Annotated in this window: 14 protein-coding genes; 9 read left to right on the forward strand and 5 right to left on the reverse strand. The window is 69.1% G+C overall.

The features are described 5' to 3' along the window. The first annotated feature begins 11 nt into the window (after positions 1-11). Both upp and NZH93_RS46350 read left to right on the forward strand, forming a co-directional pair. A complete protein-coding gene (gene upp, locus NZH93_RS46345; protein WP_259629749.1) occupies positions 12-635 on the forward strand; it encodes a uracil phosphoribosyltransferase in 624 nt (207 codons plus the stop codon). Between the two features lie 119 nt (positions 636-754). Continuing rightward, a complete protein-coding gene (locus tag NZH93_RS46350; RefSeq protein ID WP_259629750.1) occupies positions 755-2053 on the forward strand; it encodes a glycoside hydrolase family 18 protein in 1299 nt (432 codons plus the stop codon). A 65-nt stretch (positions 2054-2118) separates the two neighbouring features. On the opposite strand, the gene NZH93_RS46355 is transcribed toward NZH93_RS46350, so the two are convergent. Then, positions 2119-2715, reverse strand: a complete 597-nt coding sequence (locus NZH93_RS46355) for a TetR/AcrR family transcriptional regulator (protein WP_259629751.1) — start codon at positions 2713-2715, stop codon at positions 2119-2121. 74 nt (positions 2716-2789) lie between these two features. Here NZH93_RS46355 and NZH93_RS46360 point away from each other — a divergent pair, with 74 nt between their 5' ends. From NZH93_RS46360 to NZH93_RS46385, 6 genes are all read left to right on the forward strand, one after another. Continuing rightward, positions 2790-2996: a ribbon-helix-helix domain-containing protein gene (locus tag NZH93_RS46360; protein ID WP_259629752.1), complete on the forward strand. Its 207-nt coding sequence runs from the start codon at positions 2790-2792 to the stop codon at positions 2994-2996. Between the two features lie 40 nt (positions 2997-3036). Beyond that, positions 3037-3420, forward strand: a complete 384-nt coding sequence (locus NZH93_RS46365; RefSeq protein WP_259629753.1) for a type II toxin-antitoxin system death-on-curing family toxin — start codon at positions 3037-3039, stop codon at positions 3418-3420. Between the two features lie 47 nt (positions 3421-3467). Beyond that, entirely contained in the window at positions 3468-3857 is a 390-nt protein-coding gene (locus NZH93_RS46370) for a MerR family transcriptional regulator (protein ID WP_259629754.1), read from the forward strand. 23 nt (positions 3858-3880) lie between these two features. Next, positions 3881-4843 (forward strand): aldo/keto reductase, encoded by a 963-nt coding sequence (locus NZH93_RS46375; protein ID WP_259629755.1) that lies wholly within the window; start codon positions 3881-3883, stop codon positions 4841-4843. Between the two features lie 12 nt (positions 4844-4855). Then, positions 4856-5845: an aldo/keto reductase gene (locus NZH93_RS46380; protein WP_259629796.1), complete on the forward strand. Its 990-nt coding sequence runs from the start codon at positions 4856-4858 to the stop codon at positions 5843-5845. 290 nt (positions 5846-6135) lie between these two features. After that, on the forward strand, positions 6136-7020 hold the full coding sequence (locus tag NZH93_RS46385; protein ID WP_372507016.1) for an SGNH/GDSL hydrolase family protein: 885 nt from the start codon (positions 6136-6138) through the stop codon (positions 7018-7020). Between the two features lie 267 nt (positions 7021-7287). Here NZH93_RS46385 and NZH93_RS46390 read toward each other — a convergent pair whose 3' ends face one another. After that, positions 7288-7737: a flavodoxin family protein gene (locus NZH93_RS46390; RefSeq protein WP_259629756.1), complete on the reverse strand. Its 450-nt coding sequence runs from the start codon at positions 7735-7737 to the stop codon at positions 7288-7290. A gap of 247 nt (positions 7738-7984) precedes the next feature. Here NZH93_RS46390 and NZH93_RS46395 point away from each other — a divergent pair, with 247 nt between their 5' ends. Then, complete coding sequence (locus NZH93_RS46395; RefSeq protein WP_259629757.1) at positions 7985-8314, forward strand: hypothetical protein; 330 nt, start codon at positions 7985-7987, stop codon at positions 8312-8314. On the opposite strand, the gene NZH93_RS46400 is transcribed toward NZH93_RS46395, so the two are convergent. Genes NZH93_RS46400 through NZH93_RS46410 form a run of 3 tightly spaced genes read right to left on the reverse strand, consistent with a single transcriptional unit; the run spans position 8307 to position 12506 of the window. Beyond that, a complete protein-coding gene (locus NZH93_RS46400; protein WP_259629758.1) occupies positions 8307-9929 on the reverse strand; it encodes a phospho-sugar mutase in 1623 nt (540 codons plus the stop codon). The two genes, NZH93_RS46395 and NZH93_RS46400, sit on opposite strands and share 8 nt — an antisense overlap. Further along, complete coding sequence (locus tag NZH93_RS46405) at positions 9926-10741, reverse strand: purine-nucleoside phosphorylase (protein WP_372507017.1); 816 nt, start codon at positions 10739-10741, stop codon at positions 9926-9928. Before NZH93_RS46405 ends, NZH93_RS46400 begins: the two co-directional genes overlap by 4 nt. A gap of 19 nt (positions 10742-10760) precedes the next feature. Beyond that, the gene (locus NZH93_RS46410) at positions 10761-12506 is read right to left on the reverse strand and encodes a serine/threonine-protein kinase (protein ID WP_259629759.1); all 1746 of its coding nucleotides are present in this window, start codon (positions 12504-12506) and stop codon (positions 10761-10763) included. Positions 12507-12516 lie beyond the last annotated feature (10 nt).

Consider the following 12516-nt stretch of genomic DNA (forward strand, 5'->3'; position numbering starts at 1 on the left):
CGGTGTGCCCCATGGACGTGCTTGTTGTCGACCACCCACTGGCCAGGGCTCGGCTCACCACGATGCGGGACGCGCGGACGGACAACGCGGCGTTCCGGGCGGCGGTGCAGGAGTTGACGGTGATGCTCGTCTACGAGGCGATGCGGGACGCGCCCGTGGCCGAGGAGCGGGTGCACACGCCGGTGGCGCGGACTACCGGGTTCCGGTTGGCCAACCCGCCGCTGCTGGTGCCGGTGCTGCGGGCCGGGCTGGGGATGGCGGACCAGGCGCACAAGCTGATCCCGGACGCGCAGATGGGGTTCGTGGGGCTGGCGCGCGACGAGGAGACGTTGCAGCCGACGCCGTACATGGAGTCGCTGCCGACGGACCTCGCGGGCCGTCCGGTGATGGTGCTGGACCCGATGCTGGCGACCGGCGGGTCGATGGCGTACACGATCAAGCTGCTCACGGGCCGCGGCGCGACGGACGTGACGGCGATCTGCGCGCTCGCGGCGCCGGAGGGCGTGAAGTTCCTGGAGGACTCCGGGCTGCCCGTCCGGTTGGTCACGGCGAGCATCGACGAGCGGCTCAACGACTCCGGTTTCATCGTGCCGGGGCTCGGTGACGCGGGCGATCGGCTCTACGGGGCCGTATGACACCGTTCCCAGCGTCCAGGTAGGCACGGATTAAGCCGTTCGGTCGTAGCAGTGGTCTAGACCTTGGTCCTACCGTGGTCTGGACCACACACCGTAGCCGCCGCCTCGCTAGGAGCAGCATGTCGAGTAGGAGAGTCGGGCTGTCCGTCCTGCTGGCCGGAGCCCTTTCCGCATCGCTCGCGCCCTCGGCCAACGCCGACGTCGAGTCGTACGGGCACGGTCACGGGAACGGGCAGCGGACCGTCGGGTACTACACCCAGTGGAGCGGCTACGACCGTAACTTCCTGGTGAAGGACCTCGTCGCCAACGGCACCGCGAAGAAGCTGACGCACCTGAACTACGCGTTCGGGTTCCTGGACGAGTCCGGGAAGTGCTACAGCAGCGACCCGTGGGCCGACTACCAGCGCCCGTTCACCGCCGAGCAGAGCGTGGACGGCGTCGCGGACGTGGCGGGCCAGGCGCTCTCGGGCAACCTGAACCAGCTCAAGGAGCTCAAGGCGAAGAACCCGCGGCTCCGGGTCAACATCTCGCTCGGCGGCTGGACCGGCTCCAAGTACTTCTCGAACGCCGCCCTCACGCCCCAGTCGCGCGCCGCGCACGTGAAGTCCTGCCTCGACCTGTGGATCAAGGGTGACCTGGAGGGCGCGCCCGGCGCGGCCGCCGGTCTGTTCAACGGGATCGACCTCGACTGGGAGTGGCCCGCGAGCGAGGGCAACACCGGCAACGTCGTGCGCCCAGAGGACAAGGTCAACTTCACCGCGCTCGTCGCGGAGTACCGCAAGCAGCTCGACCAGCTCGGCCGGTCGACGCGGAAGAAGTACGACCTGACCGCGTTCCTGCCCGCCGACCCGGTGCAGCTCGACCGGGGCATCGAGACCCGCAAGGTGTTCCGCGACCTCACGTTCGCGACCCTCCAGGGCTACGACTACCACGGCGCGTGGGACCCGATCACGAACCAGCAGTCGTCGCTGCGGACGCCCAAGGGCGACCCCTCGGCGTCGAAGTTCAGCTCCCAGGTGACCGTCGACGCGTACCTCTCGCGGGGCGCGCCGAGGGACAAGGTCGTGCTGGGCGTGCCGTTCTACAGCCGCGGCTGGACCGGCGTGACCAACGCGAACAACGGCCTCTTCCAGGCCGCGACGGGCCCCGCTCCCGGCACGTACGAGGCGGGCTTCGAGGACTACAAGGTCCTCAAGGGCCAGTTGTCGAAGTTCACGGTCCACCGCGACGCGAAGGCGGGCCACGCCTGGCTGTTCGACGGCACGACCTTCTGGACGTGGGACGACGCCGTGGAGATCAAGCGCAAGGGTCGGTACATCGCCGACCGCGATCTCGGCGGCGCGATGATCTGGTCGCTCGACGGCGACACCGCCGACGGCGAGCTGATCAGCGCGCTGCGCAGCGGACTGTCCGACTAGGGCAGTTCAGGACGGGGTTCGGGGAGGTTTCGCGGCGGCCGCCTCCCCGGATCTCGTCCGCCGGCTCAGTGCGTGCGCCAGCCGTCCGCGCTGGCCCGCACGGCCCGCTCGAACACGGGGGCGATCTCCAGTCCGGGCGGCAGGATGCCGTAGATCTCCAGGCTGACCAGGCCGTGGCAGATGCTCCACAGCGCCAGGCCGATGACCTCGGGCGCCTCGTTCGGCAGGAACGACCCGTTGTCGATGGCCCGCTGCACCGTCTTGACCACGGGCACGAAGGTGCCGGACGCGGCGATGTAGGTCTCGGTGGTCGGCATGAAGTCCGGCACCACCTTGCTGAACATGACCACGTAGAACTGGCGGTCTTGGAGCGCGCTGTCGCGGTAGGTCAGCGCGATCTGGATCAGGTCCTCCACCGGGTCGTCGGTCTCGGGGACCATCGCCAGCCGTTCGCCGAAGCGCCGGAAGCCCTCGTCGTAGAGGGCGTCGAGGAGCGCGGGCTTGCCACCGAAGAGCGAGTAGACGGCGGTGGTCGAGGTATTGACGTCCGCCGCCAGCCGGCGCAAGCTCAACGCACTGGGTCCCTCGTTGGACAGCAGTTCACCCGCGCGGTTCAGCAGCTTCACGCGCAGCGCGTCATCGTGAGTCTTGGGTCGAGGCACCTCCCCATCGTATCGTAACAGTGTTATAAAACGAAACCTGGTGTCTGTGGTATCAGATTGGTACCGTGTCCGGAATGGCGATGACCCTGCGTCTGAATGACGAGGAGAGTCGGCGGCTCGCGGAACTCGCGGCTGCCGAAGGCCGATCGAAGCAAGATGTGGTGCGGCTCGCATTAGCCGACCGCTGGGCCCAGTTGCACAAGGAAGAGCAGCTAGGCGAAGTGCTCAGCCGGGTGATGCCCAAGTACCGGGGTCTGCTGGACCGACTCGGTTCCGCTTGACCCGCCGAGAACTGTCGTACCTCTGTGATCAACTGACAGTGTGATCAACTACCTGGATGCCGGTGATCTGCTGGTGCTCGCCACCGCTGTGACCGGCGGCGATCTCGTGGTGCGCGATCTCGGCCTGCTCGATTCCGCTGCTCACCGCCCCCGCGCCACGGTGCTCGGCGTGGAGGCCTACGACACCCTGTGGCTGAAGGCCGCGTCCATCCTCGACTCCATCGTCCGCACCCGACCCCTCGTCGAGGGCAACTGGCGGCTCGCCTGGGTCGCCGTCGTCGCCTTCTGCGACATCAACGGGTGGTGGGTGGACGCGGACGAGGAGGACGCGCTCGACCTCGTGCGCGCGCTCGGCCGGGAGCAGACCGACGTTCCCGGCATGGCCGCGCACCTCGAGGCGTGGGCCCTGCCCAAGTCCGTCTGAGCGTCGGGGCTTGACCTGGAGTGCACTCCAGCTCCTACGGTCGTGGGGTGACTCATTCGATCGCCCAGGCAGCCGCGCACAGCGGGCTGTCGATCGACACCCTCCGCTACTACGAGCGAATCGGCCTCGTCGACCCACCCGCCCGCGACTCGGGCGGGCGGCGGACCTACTCCGACGCGGACCTGGAGTGGCTGGTCTTCCTGACCAGGCTCCGCACGACCGGCATGCCGATCAGGATGATGCGCGAGTACGCGCGCCTGCGGCACCTCGGCACCGTGACCAGGCGCGCGCGGCAGCAGATCCTGCTCGACCACCGGGCGGGCGTCCGTGCCCGCATCGCCGAACTCCAGTCGAGCCTCGACGTGCTCGACTACAAGATCGACTTCTACAGCGGGCTCATGGCCGGGGACGAGCAGGCCAGGGGCGCCACCGCGTGATCGTGCCGGAATGGGGGAAGGACATGACCAGTCGGTTCCTCGGCCCGCTCGAGGTCGGGCCGCAAGGGCTGGGCTGCATGGGGATGAGCCAGTCCTACGGTGCGGCCGACGAGGGGGAGTCGATCGCCACGATCCACCGGGCTTTGGAACTCGGGGTGACCCTCCTGGACACCGCTGATGTGTACGGCGCGGGTGCGAACGAGGAGTTGGTGGGCCGCGCCATCGCCGACCGCCGCGACTCGGTCGTGCTCGCCACCAAGTTCGGCTTCGTCGGAGGCCCCGGCCAGGTCAGGGGCGACGCCGAGTACGTCCGGCAGGCGTGCGACGCCTCGCTCGAGCGGCTCGGCCTCGACCACATCGACCTCTACTACCAGCACCGCGTCGATCCGGCCGTCCCCATCGAGGAGACGGTCGGGGCGATGGCGTCGCTGGTGGAGCAGGGGAAGGTGCGGTACCTCGGGTTGTCCGAGGCCAGTGCCGCCTCGATCCGTCGTGCGCACGCCGTGCACCCGATCGCGGCGCTCCAGAGCGAGTGGTCGCTGTGGACGCGTGACGTCGAGGCTGAGATCGCGCCCACGTGCTTCGAGCTGGGGATCGGGGTCGTGCCGTTCTCGCCGCTCGGGCGTGGGTTCCTGACCGGGGCGGTGACGTCCGTCGAGGATCTTGGTGAGGACGACATGCGTCGGAGGTTGCCCCGGTTCGAGCAGGCCAACTTCGAGCGCAACGCGGCCATCGTGGCTGTTCTGCGGGAGTTGGCCGCTGGGCACGGGATCAGCGCTGGGCAGCTCGCGCTCGCGTGGGTCCAGCACCGCGGGGCGACCGTTGTGCCCATTCCCGGCACGAAGCGCAGGAAGTACCTGGAGGAGAACGTCGCCGCGGCCGCTGTCGAGCTGTCCGCCGCCGATCTCGCCGCCATTGACGCCGCTGTACCGGCTGTCGCGGGAGACCGCTACACGGCCGAGATGCTCCGCCTGACCGACAACTGACCTTTGAGGATGATGATGAACAGTCGTTTTCTCGGCCCGCTCGAAGTCAGCTCGCAGGGGCTCGGGTGCATGGGGATGAGTGCTTTTTACGGTGACACCTCTGATGAGGGGGAGTCGATCGCCACGATTCACCGGGCGTTGGACCTGGGGGTCACGCTGCTGGACACGTCTGATGCTTATGGGCCGCACACCAATGAGGAGTTGGTTGGGCGGGCTGTGGCTGATCGGCGGGATTCTGTTGTGCTCGCGACCAAGTTCGGGATCGCTGAGCGGGATGCTGATGGTCACGCCCGTATTCGTGGTGAGGCCTCGTACGTGCGGTCGTCGGCCGAGGACTCCCTGAAGCGCCTGGGGCTGGACCACGTCGACCTGTACTACCAGCACCGGGTGGATCAGACCGTGCCGATCGAGGAGACGGTCGGGGCGATGGCTTCGCTGGTGGAGCAGGGTAAGGTGCGGTACCTCGGGTTGTCCGAGGCGAGTGTCGACAACATCCGGCGTGCGCACGCCGTGCACCCGATCACGGCTGTTCAGTTCGAGTGGTCGTTGTGGTCGCGCGAGATCGAGGACGAGATCGTGCCGGTCGCCCGTGAGTTGGGGATCGGGGTGGTTGCCTACTCGCCGCTCGGTCGGGGGTTCCTGACCGGCAGCATCAAGTCCACCGCGGATTTGGCGGACACGGATTTTCGGAAGATCGCCCAGCCTCGGTTCACCGAGGAGAACCTGGCGAAGAACCAGGCGATCATCGAATCGTTGCGGGCCGTTGCGGCGGAGCACGACGCCACGCCTGGGCAGATCGCGTTGGCGTGGGTTCAGCACCGGGGGGCCGATGTGGTGCCGATTCCGGGGACCAAGCGGAGGAAGTACCTGGAGGAGAACGTCGCCGCGGCCGGGTTGTCGTTGACGGTCGACCAGTTGGCCAGGATCGAAGCCGCTGTGCCCGTGGGTGAGGTCGCGGGTGAGCGGTATTCGGTCGGCAGCATGAAGTCGATCAACCGGTGAGGGCGTTGGGGCTCGGCCTGGGTGTGCTGCTGGTCCTCACCGGTACGTCGGGTGCTCGGCCGCCCGGTGTGCCGGACGGGTGGGTGGGTACCTGGGGTGGCGCGGCTGCCGCGGGGGTTGGTGAGGGGTATGCCAACTACTCGATACGCAACGTGGTGCACACGAGTGTGGGTGGGTCCGCGGTGCGGGTTCGGTTGTCCAACCGGTTCGGGACGCAGCCCGCGGTGATGGGGCGGGTGTCGGTGGCCGTTGCCGCGGCGCCAGGGTCGGCTGCGGCTGCTGAGGGGACGATGCGCGGGGTGACGTTCGGTGGGGTCGAGTCGATCACGATTCCCGCTGGGGCGGAGGTGGTGAGCGATTCGGTGGCGTTGCGGGTGCCTCGGGATGGGGATCTGCTGGTTTCTACGTATACGCCGGTGGCGTCGGGGCCGGTTACGTACCACGGGTTGGCTACGCAGACGTCGTTCTTCACGCGGGCCGGGGATTTTGTGCTGGAGGCCTCGGGGGTTAGTTATGGGGAGCGGACTTCGGCCTGGCACTACGTGAGTGGTGTGGATGTGCGGGGGTCTGGGGCTGCGGGGACCGTTGTGGCCTTTGGTGATTCGATCACTGATGGGGCTGGGGCTACTTCGGGGGCCAATCGGCGGTGGCCGGATTTGTTGGCGGATCGGTTGCGGGGGCGGCTTGGGGTGGTGAACTCCGGGATCTCCGGGAATCGGGTGTTGTTGGATGGTGGTGGGTTTGGGGTTAATGCCCTGGCTCGGTTTGATTCGGATGTGGTGGATGTCACCGGGGTGCGGTCGGTGATCCTGTTGGAGGGGATCAACGATATTCAGCAGGTGCCGCACCAGACTGATCCTGGGGTGGTTGTTGCTGCTTATCGGCAGTTTGTGGTGCAGGCTCATGCTCGGGGGATTCGGGTTGTCGGGGGGACTGTGCTGCCGTTTAAGGGGTGGCGGGTTTATGATCCTGAGTTGGAGGCTGTTCGGCAGGGGTTGAATTCTTTTATTCGGACTGGTGGGGTTTTTGATGCGGTGATTGATTTTGATGCTGTCATGCGGGATTCGGTGGATCCGTTGGTGATGCGGGCCGAGTATGACAGTGGGGATCATTTGCATCCGAATGATGCGGGGTATCAGGCGATGGCTGACGCGGTGGATTTGGGGAAGTTGTGACCTGCGGGTTTGTTTGAGGTGGGTTGGTCACCCCGCTGGTGATTGTCTCGATGCCGCGTTTGCTTTGTCAAGGCGGGAAAGATGCCTTGACAAAGCAAACGCGGCACGAGTGGGGAAAGAGCGGGGTGGTCCGGTGGGGTGGGTTTGGGTGGGGGCGGGCGTCGGTGGCTGTGGCGTTGGGGGTGGGTTGCATTGCCGCGGGTGGGGATGGGGGCGGGTTTGTGGGGGCGTGGGGCGGTGGGGTGGGGGGTTGGTGAGTGGGTGGGGTTAGTAGGTGGATGCTGCGAGGGTGGCGCCTAGGTTCCAGGCTGCTTCTCGGGTGGGTTTTGTTGGTGGGCCGGTTAGTTTCAGGGTTTTTGCTGCTGGTTTCCAGCCTAGGGCCTTGGTGATTGCTTGTACGCTGTTTACTGCTCCTTCCAGGCCTTGGTTTCCGTGTACGTATAGGCCGTAGGGGCGGCCGGTTGTTGAGTCGAGGCATGGGTAGTAGATGGTGTCGAAGAAGTGTTTTAGGGCGCCTGACATGTAGCCGATGTTGGCTGGGGTTCCCAGTAGGTAGGCGTCTGCTGCCAGTACGTCGGAGGCGGTTGCTTCCAGTGCGGCTTTGCGGACTACCTCTACCTGGTCCAGGTCCTTGTTTGTTGCGCCTGCCAGTGTGGATTCGAAGATTTCTTGCATGGCTGGTGAGGGGGTGTGGTGGACTATCAGCAGTCTGGGCATCAGTAGTCGATCTCGTAGTCGGTGTTTGGCGAGGTTGCGGCGCCCCTGAAGATGTCGTGGCCGTTCTTGCTGTGGGGTGGGCGTCCATCCAGCACGGCTGTGCCAGGGCGCGGCGGTCGTCGCCATCCGGCTGGCTCGTTGGGGGCTGGTGGGTGTTCGCGGTGATTGGTGGGGGGATGATCAACAGGTGTGGCGTGGAACCGGTGTGGTTCGTGTGCGTCCTAGTAGTCACACACAGGAGGGGGTCATGGACACTTCAATCATGCGGTCCAGCAGTCGTGAGAAGCGCATCACCTGGGGTGGCGGGTTGTCGATCAGTCTTGGGCTGATCGGGGGGCCGTTGGTGTTCGTCGGGGTTTGGCCGACGTTCGACCACAGCCCGTGGGACGTCAACACGATGATCCTGGGAGCTGGTGTCTTCCTCTGCACGGTGAGCTACATCCTCGGCCGGATCGCGGTCGCGGCGTTCACCGAGGAGCGGAGTCGGCCGGTGAGCCCGCCTGCTCGGCGGCCCTACGTGGTCGCGGGTGTCTCGTTGGCGGTCGCGGTGCTGTGCCTGGTGATCGCGCTCATGTGAGCAGTCGCTCCACCTGTGTCCTGAGTTTCGCCAAGCGCTCCTGGGCGCGGTCACGGGCGGGCGGTAGTTCGTCCGTGACCGGTTCCACGACCTCCAGGTAGGCCTTGAGCTTCGGTTCCGTGCCGGACGGTCGTACGACCACGCGCACGCCCGGTGCGGTGAGGCGGACCACGTCGGCTTCGGGCAGCAGGTCCTCGTAGGTGTAGCCGTCCGGCGGCGACTGCCGCAGCCGGGACATGAGGGCGCCGATGCCGGACAGGTCGGTGAAGCGCAAGGAGACCTGGTCGGTGAGGTGCACGCCGTGGTCGACCGAGAGCTGGTCCAGGGCGTCCAGGAGGGACTTGTCCGCCGCCTTCAGGGTGGCGGCCAGGTCGCAGGCCAGTACGGCGGCCGAGATGCCGTCCTTGTCGGTGACCGAGTCCGGGTCGACGCAGTGGCCGAGGGCCTCCTCGTAGGCGTAGACCAGGCCCTCGCCCGCGCGGACGAGCCACTTGAAGCCGGTCAAGGTCTCCGCGTACCTGGAGCCCTGGGCCTTCGCGATCTCGCCCAGCAGTGAGGACGACACGATCGTGGTCGCCACCAACGGGTCGGGGTGGGCTGTGCGGTCCAGAGTGGACAGGACCAGGGAGCCGAGCAGTGCTCCCGTTTCGTCGCCGCGCAGCATGCGCCACGTGCCGTCGCGGTCCCGCACGCCCAGCGCGCAGCGGTCCGCGTCGGGGTCGAGGGCGATGGCGAGGTCGGCGTTCTCCGCCGCCGCCAGCGCGAGCAGTTCGTCCGCCGCGCCGGGTTCCTCCGGGTTGGGGAACGCCACGGTGGGGAAGTCCGGGTCCGGCACGGCCTGGGCGCGGACCACGCGCACGTCGGTGAAACCGGCGCGCCGCAGTGCCTCCACGGCCGTCCGGCCGCCGACGCCGTGCATCGGCGTCAAGGCCACGCGCAGGTCGCGGGCGGTGCCGTGGGGAAGTGACGAGACGCGTTCCAGGTACTCGTCGACCTCGGTGTCGTCGACGTGCTGCCAGTCCGTCGACGTCGGTACGGACACAGCGGCGGGCACGCGGGCCACGGCGGCCTCGATCTCGCGGTCGGCGGGCGGCACGATCTGGCCGCCGCCCTCCAGGTACAGCTTGTAGCCGTTGTCCGCGGGCGGGTTGTGGGAGGCGGTGATCTGCACGCCCGCCACGGCCCGGTGCTTGCGCACGAGGAACGCCAGCACGGGGGTCGGCAGCGGGCCGGGGAGGACGCGCACGGTGAAGCCCGCGGCGGCCAGGACACCCGCGGCGGCCTGGCAGAAGTCCTCCGAGCCGTGCCGGGCGTCGCGGCCGACGAACACGGTCCCGGTGTGGCCGTTGGTGCGGAGCCAGTCGGCGAGGCCCGCGGTGGTGCGGATCACGACGGCGCGGTTCATCCCGTTCGGGCCCGCGCGGACCGGGCCGCGCAGGCCCGCCGTGCCGAAGGTGAGCGGCCCGGCCATGCGGTCGGCCAAGTCCTCCGCCGCGCCCGGAGCGCCACCCATGGCCTGCGCGAGCAGGCCTTGCAGCTCGGCGCGGGCGGCGGGGTCGGGGTCGTCGGCGATCCAGCGGAACGCGGCGTCGCGCAGGGCCGGGGACAGGCTCATGCCCTGGTCACCAGCTCGCGCAGCAGCCCGCCCATGCGGGACGCGGCGGCGGCGCCCGCCTCCAGGACCTCCTGGTGGTTCAGCGGCTCGCCGGTGATGCCCGCGGCCAGGTTCGTCACCAGCGACAGGCCGAACACCTCGACGCCCTCGGCGCGGGCCGCGATGGCCTCCAGCACCGTCGACATGCCGACCAGGTCGGCGCCCATCGTCCGGAGCATCCTGATCTCGGCGGGCGTCTCGAAGTGCGGCCCCGGCAGGCCCGCGTACACGCCCTCCTCCAGCGAGGGGTCGATCTCCAGCGCGACCGCGCGCAGCCTGGGCGAGTACAGGTCCGTCAGGTCCACGAACCGGGCGCCCACCAGCGGGGACGACGCGGTCAGGTTCAGGTGGTCGCTGATCAGCACGGGCTGGCCGACGGTCATGCCCTGGCGCAGGCCGCCCGCGGCGTTGGTCAGCACGACGGTGCGCGCGCCCGCGGCGGCGATGGTGCGCACGCCGTGCACGACCTTCGCGACGCCCTTGCCCTCGTAGCCGTGCGTGCGGCCCAGCATGACCAGCACGTTCTTGTCGCCGACCGGCACCGAGCGGATCGTGCCGCCGTGGCCGACGGCGGTCGGCGCGTCGAAGCCCGGCAGGTCGCCGATCGGCACCTCCGCGGCGGGCTCGCCGATCAGGTCGGCGGCGGGCCGCCAGCCGGAGCCGAGCACCACGGCGACGTCGTGCTTCGCCACGCCGGTGCGGTTCGCCAGCTCCTCGGCGGCCTCGGCGGCCAGCGCGTCCAGAGCGGTCTTGTCGTCGTTTGTCCCGGTCACCGCGTGAGCGTAACCGCGGTCAGCCCGCCGCGGAGAACGTGCCGACGATGGTGTCGAACAGCTCCGCGCGGCCGGTCTCCTCCTGGTCCGTGGGGAACACCACCTCGACGACCCACAGGTCGCTGCCGTGCGGCAGGACGCGGGAGAACCGGGACCGCCGCAGGTCGGGGCCCGGCTGCTCGGGGGCTCGCGTCAGCGCGAGCGCCGGTTCGACGGTCCGGTAGCCGAGCTGGACGGGCGCGTCGAAGTCGTTGCCCGGCACGCCCGGCAGCGCGGCGACCGACTCGGAGAAGTACCGGCCCTCCGGCCAGTGGGACCGGACCAGCCCGAGGTAGTCCTCGACCCGCCACTTCGGGTAGAAACCGCCGAACCGCTGCACGGCGACCTCGTACAGGCCGTTCGGGGCGACCAGGTGGGTGGTGGTGCTGGCGGGCAGGTCGTCGTTGACGCGCTGCTCGACGAACGTCGTCCAGTCCGCGCCGACGCTGATGGTGAACTCGGCGCCCTGGTCGCCGTTGGCGGACGCCGCCGACGCGCGCCTGGGCACGAGTTCGAGGGTCGTCCCGATGCTCGGCAGGCTCGGCGCGCTCGTCCTTTGCGGCGGCAGCAGCGGGGCGCCCGCGACGAACCGGGTCAGCGCGAACCCGCCGACGCCCGACGCGGCGAAGACGAGCAGCGCGACCACGGCGAGCAGCACCGTCCGGGCCGGGCCGCGGGGCTTGGCCAGCGACCGGGTGGCCGCGGTCTGCCGGGTGAACGGCAGCGGGCCGGGGTCGGCGGCGAGCGGGGCGTCGTCGGGGATGACGGGCTTCGGCACGACCAGCGGCGGCCGGACGACGGTGCGCGCCCCGCCCGCCCGCGCGGCGGACCGGGTGACGGCGGTGTCGGCTTCGGACGGGTCGGCGGTGCCGGACGGGGTGGTCGGGAACAGGTCGACGCCCGGTTCGGCCAGCAGCGGCCGGACCAGCCTGCGGACCTCGGCGAGCGGCATCCGCCCGTCCGCGTCCTTCACCATCAGCCCGGAGATCACCGGGGCCAGCCCGTCCGCGCCGACCGGCGGCGGCACGTCGGCGTGCACGACCGCGTTGATCGTGCGCAGCACGTTCGTGCCCTCGTACGGCGGCTGGCCGGACATGGCGGCCCACAGCGTCGCGCCGAGGCTCCACAGGTCGGCGGCGGTGGTCAGCGGCGCGCCGGACGCGACCTCCGGCGAGATGAACGAGGGGGTGCCGAGCATGATGCCGCGGCTGGTCATGGTCGCGTCGGCGACGTTGCGCGCGATGCCGAAGTCGGTGAGCTTGATCCGCCCGTCGTCGGCGATGAGGACGTTCCCCGGCTTCACGTCGCGGTGCGTGATGCCCGCCTTGTGCGCGGACGCGAGCGCCGCGGCCACGGCGTCCGCCACGGCGGCGCCCTGTTCGAGTGTGAGCGGTCCTCGCAACCGGATGAGGTCGGCGAGGCTGGAGGACGGCACGAGCTCCATCACCACGTACGGGTCACCGTCGAGCTGCACGACGTCGTAGAGCGTCACCAGGTTCGGGTGCGACAGGCGGGCCACCGACCTGGCCTCGCGCATGGTGCGCTCGCGCAGTTCGTCGGCTTCGGCGTCGGTCGTGCCCGGCGGGCGCAGCACCTCCTTCACCGCGACGTCGCGGCGCAGGACCTCGTCGTGGGCGGCCCAGACGACGCCCATGGAGCCGCGGCCGAGCACGTGGCGCAGTCGGTAGCGCTCCCCGATCAAGCGCTCGGGCTGCTCGTTCTCCACCGGGTCATTC

Source organism: Umezawaea endophytica (assembly GCF_025061645.1).
GTDB classification, from domain to species: domain Bacteria; phylum Actinomycetota; class Actinomycetes; order Mycobacteriales; family Pseudonocardiaceae; genus Umezawaea; species Umezawaea endophytica.

Bases quoted from the DNA above. Each gene is read 5' to 3' on its own strand.
- NZH93_RS46400 (WP_259629758.1), bottom strand. From the start codon at position 9,929: ATGAGCCTGTCCCCGGCCCTGCGCGACGCCGCGTTCCGCTGGATCGCC.
- NZH93_RS46375 (WP_259629755.1), top strand. From the start codon at position 3,881: ATGACCAGTCGGTTCCTCGGCCCGCTCGAGGTCGGGCCGCAAGGGCTG.
- NZH93_RS46385 (WP_372507016.1), top strand. From the start codon at position 6,136: ATGCGCGGGGTGACGTTCGGTGGGGTCGAGTCGATCACGATTCCCGCT.
- NZH93_RS46395 (WP_259629757.1), top strand. From the start codon at position 7,985: ATGGACACTTCAATCATGCGGTCCAGCAGTCGTGAGAAGCGCATCACC.
- NZH93_RS46350 (WP_259629750.1), top strand. From the start codon at position 755: ATGTCGAGTAGGAGAGTCGGGCTGTCCGTCCTGCTGGCCGGAGCCCTT.
- NZH93_RS46390 (WP_259629756.1), bottom strand. From the start codon at position 7,737: ATGCCCAGACTGCTGATAGTCCACCACACCCCCTCACCAGCCATGCAA.
- NZH93_RS46380 (WP_259629796.1), top strand. From the start codon at position 4,856: ATGATGAACAGTCGTTTTCTCGGCCCGCTCGAAGTCAGCTCGCAGGGG.
- NZH93_RS46360 (WP_259629752.1), top strand. From the start codon at position 2,790: ATGGCGATGACCCTGCGTCTGAATGACGAGGAGAGTCGGCGGCTCGCG.
- upp (WP_259629749.1), top strand. From the start codon at position 12: ATGGACGTGCTTGTTGTCGACCACCCACTGGCCAGGGCTCGGCTCACC.